At 39.9% G+C, this 15,475-nt stretch carries 14 protein-coding genes and 1 pseudogene; all 15 read left to right on the top strand.

Annotated elements, in window-relative coordinates; all coding sequences use genetic code 11:
- The first annotated feature begins 9 nt into the window (after window positions 1-9).
- The 15 genes and pseudogenes from DCO16_RS01695 to DCO16_RS01765 all read left to right on the top strand — a co-directional run bounded on the left by DCO16_RS01695 (window position 10) and on the right by DCO16_RS01765 (window position 15,449).
- Entirely contained in the window at window positions 10-1,272 is a 1,263-nt protein-coding gene (locus tag DCO16_RS01695) for a glycosyltransferase family protein (protein WP_173942059.1), read from the top strand.
- 7 nt (window positions 1,273-1,279) lie between these two features.
- Complete coding sequence (locus DCO16_RS01700; RefSeq protein ID WP_173942060.1) at window positions 1,280-2,230, top strand: glycosyltransferase family 2 protein; 951 nt, start codon at window positions 1,280-1,282, stop codon at window positions 2,228-2,230.
- Window positions 2,230-3,141 (top strand): phytanoyl-CoA dioxygenase family protein, encoded by a 912-nt coding sequence (locus DCO16_RS01705; RefSeq protein WP_173942061.1) that lies wholly within the window; start codon window positions 2,230-2,232, stop codon window positions 3,139-3,141. The genes DCO16_RS01700 and DCO16_RS01705 overlap by 1 nt, the downstream gene beginning before the upstream one ends.
- On the top strand, window positions 3,119-4,282 hold the full coding sequence (locus tag DCO16_RS01710) for a DegT/DnrJ/EryC1/StrS family aminotransferase (protein ID WP_254598069.1): 1,164 nt from the start codon (window positions 3,119-3,121) through the stop codon (window positions 4,280-4,282). Before DCO16_RS01705 ends, DCO16_RS01710 begins: the two co-directional genes overlap by 23 nt.
- A gap of 108 nt (window positions 4,283-4,390) precedes the next feature.
- A pseudogene (locus tag DCO16_RS01715) lies at window positions 4,391-5,345 on the top strand (IS30 family transposase).
- Window positions 5,346-5,429: 84 nt separating this feature from the next.
- Window positions 5,430-6,506, top strand: a complete 1,077-nt coding sequence (locus DCO16_RS01720) for a hypothetical protein (RefSeq protein ID WP_173942062.1) — start codon at window positions 5,430-5,432, stop codon at window positions 6,504-6,506.
- A gap of 50 nt (window positions 6,507-6,556) precedes the next feature.
- Complete coding sequence (locus DCO16_RS01725) at window positions 6,557-6,934, top strand: hypothetical protein (protein WP_173942063.1); 378 nt, start codon at window positions 6,557-6,559, stop codon at window positions 6,932-6,934.
- Complete coding sequence (locus tag DCO16_RS01730) at window positions 6,924-8,084, top strand: O-antigen polymerase (protein WP_173942064.1); 1,161 nt, start codon at window positions 6,924-6,926, stop codon at window positions 8,082-8,084. The genes DCO16_RS01725 and DCO16_RS01730 overlap by 11 nt, the downstream gene beginning before the upstream one ends.
- Before the next feature lie 37 nt (window positions 8,085-8,121).
- Complete coding sequence (locus tag DCO16_RS01735; RefSeq protein ID WP_173942065.1) at window positions 8,122-9,150, top strand: polysaccharide biosynthesis protein; 1,029 nt, start codon at window positions 8,122-8,124, stop codon at window positions 9,148-9,150.
- A 1-nt stretch (window position 9,151) separates the two neighbouring features.
- On the top strand, window positions 9,152-10,261 hold the full coding sequence (wbjC, locus tag DCO16_RS01740) for a UDP-2-acetamido-2,6-beta-L-arabino-hexul-4-ose reductase (protein ID WP_173942066.1): 1,110 nt from the start codon (window positions 9,152-9,154) through the stop codon (window positions 10,259-10,261).
- A gap of 1 nt (window position 10,262) precedes the next feature.
- On the top strand, window positions 10,263-11,399 hold the full coding sequence (wecB, locus tag DCO16_RS01745; protein WP_173942067.1) for a non-hydrolyzing UDP-N-acetylglucosamine 2-epimerase: 1,137 nt from the start codon (window positions 10,263-10,265) through the stop codon (window positions 11,397-11,399).
- A gap of 1 nt (window position 11,400) precedes the next feature.
- Window positions 11,401-12,630 carry a glycosyltransferase family 4 protein gene (locus DCO16_RS01750; RefSeq protein ID WP_173942068.1) on the top strand — a complete coding sequence of 410 codons (1,230 nt, stop codon included), beginning with the start codon at window positions 11,401-11,403 and terminating at the stop codon, window positions 12,628-12,630.
- Between the two features lie 2 nt (window positions 12,631-12,632).
- Window positions 12,633-13,592, top strand: a complete 960-nt coding sequence (locus DCO16_RS01755) for an NAD-dependent epimerase/dehydratase family protein (RefSeq protein WP_173942069.1) — start codon at window positions 12,633-12,635, stop codon at window positions 13,590-13,592.
- A 115-nt stretch (window positions 13,593-13,707) separates the two neighbouring features.
- Complete coding sequence (locus tag DCO16_RS01760) at window positions 13,708-14,202, top strand: sugar transferase (protein WP_437342860.1); 495 nt, start codon at window positions 13,708-13,710, stop codon at window positions 14,200-14,202.
- A 126-nt stretch (window positions 14,203-14,328) separates the two neighbouring features.
- Window positions 14,329-15,449 (top strand): IS3 family transposase gene (locus tag DCO16_RS01765; protein WP_173942071.1). Its coding sequence is split into 2 segments (ribosomal slippage): window positions 14,329-14,578 and window positions 14,578-15,449, totalling 1,122 coding nucleotides; the frame shifts between segments, so codons are not numbered across the junction.
- The last annotated feature ends 26 nt before the right edge of the window (window positions 15,450-15,475 follow it).

A 15,475-nucleotide genomic window follows, 5' to 3' on the forward strand; every position in this document is an offset into this window, starting at 1 on the left:
GTATGAATTTTGATAACTAAACCCAATGTATATTTTGTATTTCCTTACCGGGGGATTGGAGGGGTTCCAGTCCTTTTTGTGCGAATTGGGGAATATCTTGCGAAGATAGGTTTAATCAGGGCTTATTTTGTAGATTATCTCGATGGTGCAATGGCAAAAATGAGAGACCCAAATCTCTCGGAGTTGCTAGCCTATTCAGATGATGAGTTTGTATCTATTCCCAACAAGTCTTTTGTCGTATTTCAGTCAATGACTCCTTGGTCTATTTTTCCGCAACTTAAGATAGGCAGCTGTAGTCATATTTTATTTTGGAATTGTCACCCCCTCAATTTAATTCCAATGCCGCCAGGCTTGAGGCCGCTTATGCAGAGGAGTGTAAGTTTTTCAAGAATACTTTTTAAGACCGCATTAAAGGGCTGGCACTATAAAGTTATTAACTTTTTAGAATACTTGATTTCAAAAAATGCAATTGTGTTTATGGATGAAAATAATCTTAGGGCTACAGAAGAATATCTCCAGTATGCAATTCCTGACCCAGTATTTTTCCCTATACCAGTGGATGTATTTGAAAATAGTGATTTAGAAAATGAGGAGAGAAAATTTGGTATGGGGAGACCTCTGAGGCTTGCTTGGGTCGGCAGAATTGTAGATTTCAAATTTCATATACTGAAGCGTACATTACTTGAGCTAGCTGCAATACAAGCCTCACTCCCATTCCCTATCGAGATAAAAATTATAGGTGAAGGCGAAATGCTTTCTGAGTTGAAGGAGGTTGCAGGTCAACTAAAAGATGTTAAATCTACTTTTATTAATTCAATTCCTTCCGACGAGTTGGACATATATTTGGTTGATAACGTTGATTTACTTTTAGCTATGGGAACATCTGCTCTCGATGGTGCAAAGCTAGGCATACCTACAATACTATTGGACATGAGCTATAAAGAGGTTGATTCTAGATATCACTACCAATGGTTATACAGACGACACGGCTTTACACTTGGCGATATTATCAATTCAAGTCATCTCTCGGGTAGCTGTGGATCACTAACATTGCGTTTGCTTGAGCTAAATGAAAATTTTATTTTTCATGCGAAAAGATCTAAAGAATATGTGTTGATGAACCATGATGTCAAGCTTGAAGCAAACAAATTTCTAAACTATCTTTTGGGCACAAAAGCCATGTGGGGGGAGATGAAAACAAGGTCTCTTCTTGATAGGGGAATTGTATATACATCTAAACAATTAATTTCTGAATATATGCTGAATAAATGAGTGCAAAATGAATGCTCCAAAGATATCTATTGTTGTGAACTGTTTCAATGGTGAGGAGCATCTCCGGGAAGCCTTAGATTCAATTTTTCAGCAAACTTATCAAGACTGGGAAGTTATTTTTTGGGATAACTGCTCTAGTGATTTAAGTGCATCAATTGCAAACTCATATGGTGAAAAAATACGCTACTTTAGATCTAATGAGCTTACAAGCTTAGGTAAAGCGCGAAGGTTGGCCGTTGAGAAAGCGGTTGGCGAGTGGGTTTGTTTTTTGGATGTAGACGATAGGTGGCATCCTAAGAAGCTAGAGGCTCAAATTAGAGATCTTGAAATGGGGGATTATTTATTTGCATATGCTGGGGTATGCGAAATTAAAAAAAATGGAGAAAAAATCAGAGAGGTAATTCCTAAATTACAAACGGGATTTATTTTTGGGTCTCTAATAACGAATTTTGAACTCAATATGGTTACCCCTATTTTTAATAGAGAAAAGGCCGAAATATTAAATATACGTTTTGATGACGCTATCACAGCCTCCGAAGAGTTTAACTTTTTTATGCGGCTTGCATATCATGGAAATGCTTTAGTACAACACAAGGTTTTAGGTGATTATCGACTGCACTCGGGAAGCTTAACGTATAGAAGTATGGGTGAATGGGCCAATGAAAGGCGGATTACTCTAAAGCAGCTTGAAACCAGTTTTCCCGATATTGAGAAATTATATGCAAACGAGCTTGAAGAGGCTAACGCAAAAGGCGACTATTATGAAGCCATGTATTTAATGTCGAAAGGTAATTTGCGGGATGCTAGAGCATTGCTTAAGCCGCTTACGTCTGTTAATTATAAATATAAATTCCTATATTATGCTAGTTTTCATAAACAAATTTGGAGTCTGATCCATTCAGACCTTATTAAGCGAGTTATTTTTTATAAAATTCAAAAAATGCTAGGGGAAAGATAATGCTAGAGAGCTATGATGATTTTGGAAGGCTTGAATATAAAATTTATAGTGGGGCAATTCCAGAAAAACTAATTAATGAAGTTGTAAAAGCGCATAGTATTTTCAAGAATTCAAAATATGCTTTTTTTAGAGCTCAAGGTACTATTGGTTTTGAATTGCCTGCACTTGATTCATATGGGAATCAAGTTAATTCAATTCAAAACCCCAACCTTTTAGGTTTTTTTCCGGCGTTTACGAAGTCAATAAATTCAATAATTCACTCTGAATATATTGCAAAATGTTTAAAAGATTTTACTGGCTCAAATAAGCATATTCAATATCAATCGATGTTGTTTGACAAGAGTACTGGAACCAAATTACATCAGGATTCATGGTATCTGGATACTTCCCCGCCTGGAAAATTGGTCGGGGCATGGATTGCCTTGGAGGATATTACTTTAGAAGCGGGACCTTTCTATGTTTATGAGCGAGGCCCGTCTTCTGTGGTCAGCGTGGAAAATAGAGACTCTATTTTAATTGCAGGTGAAGAGGCATTTCAATCAACTTGGCCTACTTCTGAGAAAAAAATGTTTCTGGCTAAAAAGGGTGATATACTTATATGGAATAGCATGGTCATGCATGGTGCAGATTCGTCGGTTGGCCAGAATTACACACGAAAATCAATAACCGCACATTTTTATCCCATGGGTGCCAATGTACAAGATGCCCCTATCAAGCGTTGGTATAGCATTTATGACCATAATAAACTGAGGAAAACAAAATCACCCGAAGTTATGATGGCTCCAACGGTAAATCCAATTGCTTACTCGATGATGTGCGCAATGTTGTATGCCGCTAAATTTATTTCCAAAACCTTGAGCAATGATAGGGCAGCGGATTCTAAGCTAAGTGAAATTAGAAGAATTGAGTGATTTGTTTGATGAGGGCATCCCAGTGAAGCTAATTAGATTATCCAAATCAGTTGTTGGGCCCGAAGAGGCTGCGGAGGTATCTCGTGTAATTGAATTGGGGTATCTTGGAATGGGCCAAGAGGTTAAGTTATTTGAGGATGAGCTAAAGTCTTTCATTGGAGGTGATAGAGATGTGCTCTGTGTGAGTACTGGCACCTCCGCCATACACCTTGCTCTTCAAGCATTGGGCATCGGCCCTGGTGATGAGGTATTAGTTCCTAGCCTAACGTATTTGGCCACCTTTCAGGCTATTTCAGCAACGGGGGCTAAGCCAACTGCCTGCGATGTTTCTATAAAGAACGGATTTATTGACGTTGTTGATGCTCAAAAAAGGATAACCTCCAAGACGAAGGCTATAGTACCGGTGCATTATGGAAGCTCTAGCCAGGGAATTGAGGATGTATACATATTTGCAAAAAAAAATGGACTTAGAGTGGTTGAAGATGCTGCTCATAGTTTCGGTTGTATCCATGCCGGGCAGAGAATAGGATCTACCGGCGATATTATCTGCTTCAGTTTTGATGGGATTAAAAACATCACTTCCGGGGAGGGGGGCGCTGTAGTAACTGGCGATCGGGAAGTTTCCGCAAAGATCAAGGATGCTCGACTTTTGGGTGTTGAGAAGGATACGGATAAAAGATTTAACGGTGAGAGAAGTTGGCTTTTTGACGTTCATTATCAGGGTTGGCGTTATCACATGAGTAATATCATGGCAGCTATTGGTCGTGCGCAGCTCAAAAAGATTGGTAAATACGGAAGCATCAGGAGGGAGATTGCCCTTCAGTACGTCGATAGATTAAGAAATCTTTCGGGGCTTGAGTTACTACAAATCAGCTATGAGAATCTAATCCCTCATATCTTTCCAGTTCGAATTCTATCGGGTAAAAGGCAAATCGTATCTCAGTTGCTTAAAGAAGCTGGTGTCGAGACGGGCATCCACTATCAACCCAATCACTTATTGTCTTTTTATAAGTCAACTTATTCGCTCCCGATTTCCGAGCAATTGGGAGGCGAGCTACTTTCTCTTCCCTTGCATCCGGATGTTACGGAATCTGATCAGTTAAGGATTTGTACGCTTCTTGAAAAAATCCTGAAGGCATGAAAAATAATATGGTGAATTCAACTACGAAGTGCAACTTTGAACAACTAGGGCTAGTGGCTAAGGATGTTTTAGTATCCAAAGCTTAGGGGCCGGTAAGTCAAAGTAGCCATGACCTATCAACACCTTAGCCAAACTGAACGATATCAGATTTATATCCTTATGAAAGACGGAAAAACCCAAAGCCAGATAGCCCAGCTCCTGGATCGACATAAGTCGACCATTAGCCGAGAGCTTGCTCGCAATACTGGTAATCGGGGTTACCGTCCCAGGCAAGCCTGCCTGTTAGCAGAGGAACGTTCCCAAGGCTCTCGTAATGCCGCCCAAATCACCCCATCTGATTGGGATCAGGCTGTGGAGCGCCTAAAGGACCAATGGAGCCCCGTCCAAATTGCCAATCAGAGTTGGTATTAGCATTGAAACCATCTACCGCCATGTGTACGCCGATAAGGCCGCTGGTGGCAGCCTTTACCAGCAGCTGCGCTGCCAAAAGAAACGCAAAAAGCGCTATGCCAGTGGCCGTGACCGGAGGGGTCAGATCGTCGGTAGAAGGCCCATCAGCGAGCGTCCCCAGCACATTGAAGCCAGATCCCAAATCGGCCACTGGGAAGGCGATACCGTCATTGGCGCTGCCCATAAGCAAGCCATCGTGACCTTAGTCGAGCGCAAGAGTGGTTATGCCTTAATAAGCAAAGTGAACAATAAAACCTCAGAGCTTGTCAGTAATGCCATCATTACCAAAATGAATCCCTTAAGCCGACTAGTTAAAACACTGACTTTTGACAACGGAAAAGAATTTGCCGAGCATGCCCGAATTGATGAATCGCTGCAATCAACCACCTACTTTGCAGATCCGTTTGCGAGTTGGCAACGCGGATCCAATGAAAACTTCAATGGTCTGCTGCGTCAATACATCCCTAAAAAGAGACCGCTATCTACTGTGACAGACAAGGAGCTTAGAGTGATTGAAACTAAACTGAATAATCGTCCTCGCAAGAGGTTGGGATTTAAAACCCCGAATGAAGTGTTTATGCAGTCCTTAAACCGTGTTGCACTTCGTGTTTGAATCTACGTATTAATAAAAGCCTACTAAATCAAATTTACGCTCTTTTAATGGGGCGGTATTTCAGTCAACTGAGGGCATGACATAATGATTTTTCAAGGCGCATCTCAGCTTGGCCTTAATAAACATGAAATATTGCCGTATTTTTTTGTCAGCATAGTTTTAGTTGGCACCATAGGGGCAACGAGTTTTTGTTTGCCAAATAATGTGCTTAGTTATGTTGGATTTGGGTTTATGGCTGTATATTTTCTTGTAAGTTTATTTATTAGTGGCGGGCCTAAAAAGCAAGTAAAGCTATATCTTCAAGACCTAGTCCCATTGGGGCTCTTAATAATTTGGGTTTATGGAGTAACTAGGGGATTATATTTAGGAAACGAGCCATCAAATATATTTAGAAATTTTTTTGGCCTAGTGATTTATAGCGCGTATTTTATCTTTATAGCCTTGGGGCTTGAGGTTAAGCGTATATATAAAGTGGTGATAACTTCCACGGCAATGGTTTGTTTTGTCATGTATTCCGTCTTCATTTGGGATAAAGCTTTCAGTAAATATTTTTATATTGGGGCTGACTTTGCACAACTCAGTGTAAGGTCATATTACTCAGATAATATGACGCTTCTTTGTGGCTCATTAACGTTGCTATCACTTGGTTTCATGAGAAGATTTTTAAGTTTTAATGCCTTAATTTTAATAGCACTAAATACTTTTGCATTGCTACAGATTACTTTTTCTAAACCACTTTTAATTTACTATGCACTATTTTTATTATTTCAAATATATATTTATGTAATAAATTTTAAAAATATTTATTACAGAGGAATCATTCTTATAGGTTTGTTGGTTTGCCTTGCAATTTATCCTTTGAAAGTAGAGTTTTCTGACAATAGGTATGTCGCTGCATTTCTTGGGGAGATAAGGATTACATATTTTCAAGATTTATTTGCTAGTAGTGCTGATGCAGGAAGGGCTCCCGAAGAAGGTCAAGAATTAAGACAATTAAAAATGCGGTCCAATAAAGTTTTAGTGGCAAACCAGTCTGAGTCTAATCAAGAGAAGGTCAATGACTCCGCTTCTAAGGATTTTTTGGAGGCAAAGCATGTTAAGGTGCTAGATCCACCCAAGACTTTTAACTCTAAGAGCACTTCAGAAAAAAAGAGCAAATAACGAAATCAAGCGCTGCTCTGGAAGCTGATTCAAATCTTGAAACACTTGAAATGCAGTCAATTGAATTAAGAAGACTTCAGGCTAGATACCTCAAAGATGAGGTAGAGATTTTTGGTTCCGGCCTGGGCGCCAGACTTAAGAGTGGCTATAAGCGAGACGAACGTGGATACGGCTTTGAAAGTACATATTTAAATATTGCCCATAAATTTGGTATTTTTGGTGTATTTATACTAATTGCCTACCTGTATACATCTTTCTTAATTATTAAAGGATTCTGTAAAAATAAATACTGTAAATTTTCAGCAGTATCTACCACATTTTTTGGTGGTTTGATTGTTGCACTAGGAAACCCCATTATCTTTTCACCATCTTTTGTTATGATGCACGTCATAACACTATATTTTTTCAGGCCAAGTAGTGAAGCTTGAAATATTACGGCCTGATTATGTCTTTGCCTTGCTTTGGACAACAGTATTTGGTTTGGCTTATGCCGATCTTTATTGGATGGGGTTTGATTACTCCTTGAGATTAAATATGCTAATAGGTTCAAATATCGCAGGCTTCTTTATTATTTATAATTTATGCAATAGAAAAATTATAAATAATCCTCATAGGGAAATAAATGTGGATTATTTATTTATGGTTACGAAATTCCTATTTTTTATTTGGAGTATATTATTTATAATTAATATATATTTCAGTAATGGAATACCATTTATTTGGTCGATTTTAAAGGTAAATAAATCATATGTTGACTTCGGTGTTCCAACTCTTTCTGGCTTTGCAAATATGTTGAGAATTTTGACTCTCTGCATCATTTGTTATCAGATAATTAAAAAACAAAATTCGAAAATTGCGTTGCTATATTTATTTTCAGCGATTTTGATCGGATCATCACTATTGGAGCTAGCTCGAGGCAACACAATATTTTTACTATTTTCAATTCTTGGTTTTATCTTCGTTGGGAAATTTTTCAACAGAAAGTTTTTCATTTATGGATCAATCCTGATTGCATTATTCTCAATTATTTTTGGTTATGTTGAAAAGTTAAGAAGTCCACAAGGATCAGGGGGTGAGGCAATAATGCAATATCAGTCGGTATTGAATAGGCTACCTTACGGCTTTACTTCAACTTATTTATACGTCACTACACCAATCAGTAACCTATATTACTCCGATACTCATCCTAAAATAGAGCCGCTTGGATTTCCTTATCATTCAGCAATTGCTCTGGTGCCCACAATTGTGCGGGAGAAAATCTTTCATAAGGAATATGGGAGCAGCATCAAACTACGGAGAGAGAGCCATAATGCAACGAGTTTTTACGCACCGTTACTTGATGACTTCAATTTTTATATAACCTTTTTAATTGTTTCGTTCATGCAATTTTCTCTTGCCTTCACATACATTAAGGCAAGGAATGGAAGCTTTTTTTACAGATTAGTATATGGCCCGCTTTTTGCAAGTCTCTTATTATCAATTTTCTACAATTACTTTTTGACCTTATTTATATTTGTTTACTGTTTAAGTGTATATGGTCTATATATTTTTTATGGTAAATATCAAAAGCATAACTAGAATTAAAATCTTCCAACATAATTAATTTGGTATACCAATGTTTAATAATAAAATTCTTCTCATTACTGGCGGCACGGGATCATTTGGGAATGCTATTCTCAATAGGTTTTTAGATTCGGAAGTCAAAGAGATTCGAATCCTGAGTAGGGATGAGAAAAAGCAGGACGATATGAGAAAGTCTTATCAAAATCCTAAAATTAAGTTTTACATTGGTGATGTCCGCGATTACCAAGCCGTTTTAAATGCTACACGTGGATGTGATTTTGTCTATCATGCCGCCGCACTTAAGCAGGTTCCCTCTTGCGAATTTCATCCTTTGGAGGCCGTAAAAACCAATATTTTAGGGACTGAAAATGTTTTGGAAGCATCTATCACTTCTGGGGTGCAACGTGTTGTTTGTCTGAGTACTGACAAGGCGGTTTACCCTATCAATGCAATGGGAATCTCTAAGGCAATGATGGAAAAAGTGGTTGTTGCAAAGTCAAGGGTGAGCACATCTACCGTCATATGTGCCACCCGTTATGGCAACGTCATGGCTTCGCGTGGGTCTGTTATCCCCCTTTTTTTGGACCAAATACGACGGGGACAGGCTCTCACGATTACCGATCAAGGCATGACGCGCTTTATGATGACTCTTGAGGATGCGGTTGATTTGGTTGTTTATGCTTTTTGTAATGCAAACCCAGGTGATATTTTTGTGCAAAAAGCACCTGCAGCAACAATCTCAACTTTGGCTCAATCGCTTGTAGATTTGATGGGGAATCCGGACTATCCAATTCAGGTAATTGGAACTCGGCATGGTGAGAAATTGTATGAAGTCTTGCTCAGTCGAGAAGAAATGGCATCTGCTGAGGACTTAGAAGATTACTATAGGATACCTCCCGACTTAAGGGATCTAAATTATGGTAAGTTTGTGGAGCAAGGGGAGCCTCTAATATCTACGGCAGTAGACTATAACTCCCACAATACAATTCGACTTGATGTTGATGAAATGAAGCGGCTTTTACTGAAGTTACCATTAGTTAAGGCTGCTGTAGCTGGTGTTTATACTGAGCCAGAGGGTTGACATGAAGATCTTAATTACTGGATCAAAAGGGTTTATTGGTAAGAATCTTAGGCTTGCGCTAACAGAGGTCGGTAACTACGAGATTCTTACTTTTGATCGCGGTGATGCTCCCGATTTACTCGTGAAACTAGTTCATCAGTCGGATTATGTTGTACATTTAGCTGGAGAGAATCGCCCAATAGATCCTAAATGCTTTCAAGAGGGTAATGTTGATCTTACCCAAGTCCTTTGTCAGGCGATCGAAAAGACAGGCCGCTTAATTCCATTGATTTATTCATCTTCGCTACAGGCGAATGATTCAAAAAGCCTGTATGCACAAAGTAAGAGATCTGCTGAGGCGGTGATTAAGGCATTATCTGAATCCACAAAAAATCCCGTACTAATTTACCGTTTGGCCAATGTTTTTGGAAAATGGATTCGCCCTAACTACAACTCTGTAGTGGGAACGTTTTGTTACAAGATTGCTCGCGGCCTCCCAATTCAAATTCACGATGAAAATACAGTTATCCAGCTCATTTACATTGACGATGTTATTAAAGACATCATTGCTCATATCAAGAGATCCTGGTCAGGCAGTAATATTGGGGAAATTTCTCCGCGGTACGCTATTACCGTTGGAGACTTAGCCAAACAGCTCTATGAATTCAAAAATTCCAGAGATTCTTTAATAATTCCCAGAGTAGGTGTGGGCTTTATTCGCGCCCTATATTCGACTTATATTAGTTATTTGCCGGTTGAGGAGTTTTCATATGCTGTTCCAAAGTATGGTGATGAACGTGGTGATTTTGTGGAAATGTTGAAAACTCCCGATGCCGGGCAGTTTTCCTACTTCACTGCTTTGCCTGGAGTTACGCGTGGTGGGCATTACCACCATAGCAAAACCGAAAAATTCTTAGTGATTTCTGGAAGAGCACGTTTTGGATTCCGCCATATGATAACTGGCGAGGTTTATGAGCTATTTTCCTCGGGTGACAAGCCGGAGATTGTAGAAACTATTCCTGGATGGACGCACGACATTACCAATATTGGCAATGAAAAAATGGTTGTTATGTTGTGGGCTAATGAAATTTATAATCGAGAGCTTCCCGATACGATAGCTTCTAAGGTATGAAATGAAAAAACTAAAAGTTATGTCTGTTGTTGGTACACGTCCAGAAATCATTCGGCTATCCCGGGTCTTAAGTAAGTTGGATGAATATTGTGACCATGTAATGGTTCATACTGGCCAAAATTATGATTACGAGTTAAACCAGATTTTTTTTGAGGACCTAGGGATTCGTAAGCCAGATCATTTTTTGGGTAGCGCAGAGGCGGGTAGCGGAGTTGCACGAACTATTGGCAATGTAATTGTTGCTATTGACAGAGTTTTGGAGTTTGAAAAACCCGAGGCTTTATTGGTACTCGGCGATACCAATAGTTGTTTATCGGTTATTCCAGCAAAGCGTCGTCAAATTCCAATATTTCACATGGAAGCCGGTAACCGTTGCTTTGATCAGCGCGTCCCAGAGGAAACCAATCGTAAAATTGTGGATCATGTTGCGGATGTCAATCTCACCTACAGTGAGATTGCACGAGACCTCCTCCTTAGAGAGGGTCTTTCTCCTGATTTAATTATTAAGACTGGTAGCCCAATGTATGAGGTTCTATCTCACTACAAAAAGCAAATTGATCAATCAAATATTTTAGAGCGCCTCAACTTAGAAAAGAATAATTATTTTGTGGTGAGTGCTCATCGCGAAGAAAATATTGAGCCGATAAAATCATTTGAAAAATTAGTGGTTTTATTGAACTCTTTGGCTGAGCAATATCAATTGCCGATTATTGTTTCAACCCATCCCCGTACTCAAAAGCGGATCAAAGAAATGGGAGTTATCTTTCATCCCAAGATTCAGATTTTAAAACCATTGGGTTTTCATGACTATGTAAAGCTGCAAGTCATGTCTAGGACAGTCCTCTCTGATAGTGGCACCATTAATGAAGAATCCTCGATCCTGAACTTCCGGGCCTTGAATTTACGAGATGCGCATGAGCGCCCAGAGGGAATGGAAGAGGCGGCAGTGATGATGGTTGGTCTTGAATTGGATCGAGTACTGCAAAGCCTCAAGATTCTAGAGGGGCAGGCATGCGGAGATGAGCGTACATTGCAATTGGTTGCCGATTATTCAGTGCCCAATGTCTCTGATAAGGTAGTGCGTATATTGCATAGCTATACCGACTACGTAAATCGAGTTGTTTGGAGAAAATACTGAGATGAATTGTAAGTTGGGCAATTTAAATGCCCCTACAGTTTTTATTGTTTCTGAGTATGTAGACCCGCAACTCAATTCTACTGGTTATTACTGGTCTAAGATCATACATGGTGTCTCGGCAGCCTTTTCTCGGGTTGCAGTCATTTGTCCAGAAGGTAGTAAATTTGAGCAATATCCATTTGAATCAAGTAGAGTGTTTGTTTATCCGATATCAGAAAGTAGCTACAAAAAAAATAATCTATTATTTCGCCTCTTCGGACTACTCAATTTAAGCTCTAAATTCTTTGTAAAAATATTGCAACACGTTCGAAGGAATGACCTCATTTTTTCTGGCACAAATCCTATTTTTTTACTCTTATGTATTGCGCTATCCAAAAAGTTTATCCACTTTAAGTGGGTGCTACTCGTTCATGATGTATTTCCTGATAATTTAGCAGCTGCTGGCATTTTAAGAAAATCAAATTATTTTTATCAATTCTTAGACAGTATGTTTACCTTGGCCTATCAATCTGCTGATGCCATGATAGTGATTGGTCGCGATATGGAGGCTTTGTTTAGAAAAAAACAGATCACTGGCCAATTGATCTATCAGCCTAATTGGGTGAATAAGGGTGAAATAATTCCTATCAATAGGAAACAGTCTGCCTTGATTCAGAATTTGGGTTGGGATAATAAAGTTGTTTTCCAATTCTTTGGTAATGCAGGAAGATTGCAAGGTATTGATAATTTACTAAATGCCATTACAAAAGTTATGGATCCTCGCGCTGCTTTTCTATTTATTGGCGAGGGATCTGAGTTTGAAATGATTCAAAAGTTTGCTGACACACATCCGCAAAAGCCTATCGCCATAATTGCTAATAAAGACTTAAACAGTCGAAATGCTGGCTTAGCTGCATGTGATGTTGCCATTGTTTCTTTAATTGCGGGAATGCAAGGTATCGGTGTGCCAAGTAAGAGCTACTTTTCTCTAGCGGCTGATCGCCCTATATTGGGGGTGGTGGATGTGAATTCAGAAGTGGCGCAAATGATTCGGCAATATGATGGTATTGGTTGGCATTGCGATCCAGATAAACCTCAGGAGTTAGCCGCTCTGATCGATACAATTTGTAAGATAGACTTGTCTTTAAATATAGGCAAAGCTAGGAGATTGATGGAGGAGAAATATGACGAAGCACCTGCCATTGGTAGGTATATTGCAAGCCTCAAGCTGGTATTAGCCGATAGCAATTAACGATGGTAAATTCAACATCGATCGCACAGTGTGTTTTAGTGACTGGCGCAAATGGATTTGTAGGGTCTTATGTAATTGATGCTCTTCTAGAGTCTGGGTATAGCGTTAAAGCGGTAGTGCGAAAAAGTTGGAGCAATCCCCCCAAGGAGGTTGAGTTAATTGTTGCCGATTTATCTTTACCGGTTGATTGGAGCAGTGCTCTTAAGGGTGTAACAACCATCATTCATTTGGCTGCTATAGTTCACCAAATGAATGAATCACCACAGATGTCTATTGAAGAGTATAGAAATATCAATACAGATGCTACTTTAGTGTTTGCGGAGCAAGCAGCTAAGGCAGGCGTAAAAAGATTTATTTTTTTGAGTACTATCGCAGTAAATGGAGCTTTTACTGGGCCAGGTGAATGCTTCACGGAGCAGTCGGAGCCGAAACCAAAAAGCTCCTATGCAATTAGTAAGTATGAGTCTGAATTAGGCTTGCAAAAATTAGCCCTGCTACATCCCATGGAGGTGACAATCATTAGGCCTCCAATGGTTTATGGAGAAAAAGCTCCTGGTAATTTTTCGAGACTGGTATCTCTTGTTCAGGCTGGCATTCCACTTCCATTTAAATTGGCCCAAAATTCAAGAAGTTTTATTTTTATTAAAAACTTGGCGAGCTTTATATTAGCCTGTGTTGAGCATCCTGCTGCCGGCAATGAATTATTTCTTGTATCTGATAATGATGATATTTCCCCTTGCACCCTAATTTGTCAAATTTCAAAGAGTCTGGGGTTAAGACCTAGAGTATTTTCGATCCCTGTGAGACTGCTTGAACTCGTTTTTATAGTTTTTGGACGGAGGACTTTGGTAAATCAACTACTCAAACCCATGAGAGTAAACATTTCTAAAGCCCACTCTTTATTGGGGTGGAATCCGCCTTATGGTTCATTTATTGGATTAATTAATTCAGTTAAAAAATGAGTAAGCGATTTAAATATCTTGGTATTATGGTCTTGGACTTGGAAACATATGAAGCGATTTTTTGAATCTTATACTTAGCTTTTTATTTTTGGCAATATTCTCACCGCTATTCATCTTGCTCGCTCTGATCATTCGAGTAACATCTAGGGGGCCTTCTTTATATTTGTCTAAACGCGTGGGTAGATGCAACATCATATTTATGATGCTAAAATTCCGCACTATGAAATTAGGCACTCCCGCGCTAGCAACCCACCTTCTGTCTGACTCATGTCAATATTTAACGCCCGTGGGTTCATTTCTGCGGAAATCAAGTCTAGATGAATTGCCGCAACTATGGAGTATTTTGGTTGGTGATATGAGTTTTGTTGGGCCCCGTCCAGCACTGTTTAATCAAGATGACTTAATTGCTTTGCGAGCCGAATATGGTGTAGATAAGCTAGCACCGGGATTAACCGGTTGGGCTCAAGTAAATGGTCGAGATGAGCTATCGATCCCAGTCAAAGTTCAATATGACTATGAGTATCTGCAGAAACAGTCCTTTTGGTTTGATATGAAAATTCTGGGCTTGACTTTCTTAAAGGTTATTCGTCGCTCTGGGGTTTCTCACTAAATACACTATTTATTAGTTCATTTGCAGATGAGGGCGGCAAGTTTAAGTCGTTGTGACCTGTCCTGACATTTTCAGACCAAACTAATTTAGAGATAATGACTCCTCCTTGACTAAAAGGAGTAGTACATGAAGAGAGCCCGATTTACGGATGAGCAGATTGTTCGGATATTGCAAGAGGCCGATAAAGCACCAGTTGCAGAGGTGGCTAAACGCCATGGGGTGAGTGAGCCCTCGATTTATATCTGGCGGAAGAAGTTTGGCGATATGGGTACAGATGATGTGAAGCGCTTAAAGCTGTTAGAGCAAGAGAACAGTCGCCTTAAGAAGATCTTGGCAGAACGGGATCTGGAGATTGAGGTGATGAAGGAGATCACCGCAAAAAAGTGGTGAGCGTGCAAGCTCGATTAGAGCAAGCACGCTACGCAGTGGATCGCGGGATTAGCCAAAGAAGAGCCTGTGTGCTGTTGCAGGTAGCTAGGTCAGGCCTTGGGTATCAGCAAAGGATGCCGGTTAAAGACCAGCCTGTGATTGCTGCAATGCGTTCTTACTCTGAACAATATCCTCGCTATGGCGCCAGACGGATCCGAATCTTCTTGCGGCGAGACGGCATCGTATTAGGGCGAGATCGTGCTGCCCGTATATGGGCTGGTGCAGGCCTGCAAATGCCCAAGAAGCGAACTCGCAAGCGCAAAGATCATATGGGCAGTCCCAACCGGCAACCCTTTGTAGCAACAGCGCCCAATGAAGTCTGGGCATACGATTTTGTCTTTGATGCTTGTGCCAATGGTCAAAAGCTCAAGTGCTTAACCTTGATAGACGAGTTCACCAAGGAGAGTTTGTATATTGATGTAGCCGGCTCAATTAAAGGTAAGCGAGTGGTGCAGATATTAGAAGAAGTGATTGCAAAGCGGGGTTACCCTAAAGTTTTACGAAGTGACAACGGCCCGGAGTTTATTAGTACTATCTTGTTGGAATGGGCTGTAGCCAAAGGTCTACATAACCTACACATTGAACCAGGCAAGCCTTGGCAAAACGGTACTAACGAGAGCTTTAATGGCAAGTTCAGAGATGAATGTTTAGCTTTGAACTGGTTTTACAGCAGGCAACATGCCAAGGTGATTATTGAAACTTGGCGTAAGCACTACAATTTAATCAGACCGCACTCCAGTTTGGATTATCAAACCCCGCTAGAGTTCGTATCTGAATGGCGCAATAACTTAAACCCTGGAGTCCATGTTTCTAAATGAAAATGGTCCGAAGAAACCAGACAGGT

The organism is Polynucleobacter antarcticus (assembly GCF_013307245.1).
In the GTDB taxonomy this organism is placed as follows: domain Bacteria; phylum Pseudomonadota; class Gammaproteobacteria; order Burkholderiales; family Burkholderiaceae; genus Polynucleobacter; species Polynucleobacter antarcticus.

Excerpts from the sequence above, each read along its gene's own strand:
- DCO16_RS01700 (WP_173942060.1), top strand. The coding sequence starts at position 1,280 with ATGAATGCTCCAAAGATATCTATTGTTGTGAACTGTTTCAATGGTGAG.
- DCO16_RS01705 (WP_173942061.1), top strand. The coding sequence starts at position 2,230 with ATGCTAGAGAGCTATGATGATTTTGGAAGGCTTGAATATAAAATTTAT.
- DCO16_RS01720 (WP_173942062.1), top strand. The coding sequence starts at position 5,430 with ATGATTTTTCAAGGCGCATCTCAGCTTGGCCTTAATAAACATGAAATA.
- DCO16_RS01725 (WP_173942063.1), top strand. The coding sequence starts at position 6,557 with ATGCAGTCAATTGAATTAAGAAGACTTCAGGCTAGATACCTCAAAGAT.
- DCO16_RS01735 (WP_173942065.1), top strand. The coding sequence starts at position 8,122 with ATGTTTAATAATAAAATTCTTCTCATTACTGGCGGCACGGGATCATTT.
- wbjC (WP_173942066.1), top strand. The coding sequence starts at position 9,152 with ATGAAGATCTTAATTACTGGATCAAAAGGGTTTATTGGTAAGAATCTT.
- wecB (WP_173942067.1), top strand. The coding sequence starts at position 10,263 with ATGAAAAAACTAAAAGTTATGTCTGTTGTTGGTACACGTCCAGAAATC.
- DCO16_RS01750 (WP_173942068.1), top strand. The coding sequence starts at position 11,401 with ATGAATTGTAAGTTGGGCAATTTAAATGCCCCTACAGTTTTTATTGTT.
- DCO16_RS01755 (WP_173942069.1), top strand. The coding sequence starts at position 12,633 with ATGGTAAATTCAACATCGATCGCACAGTGTGTTTTAGTGACTGGCGCA.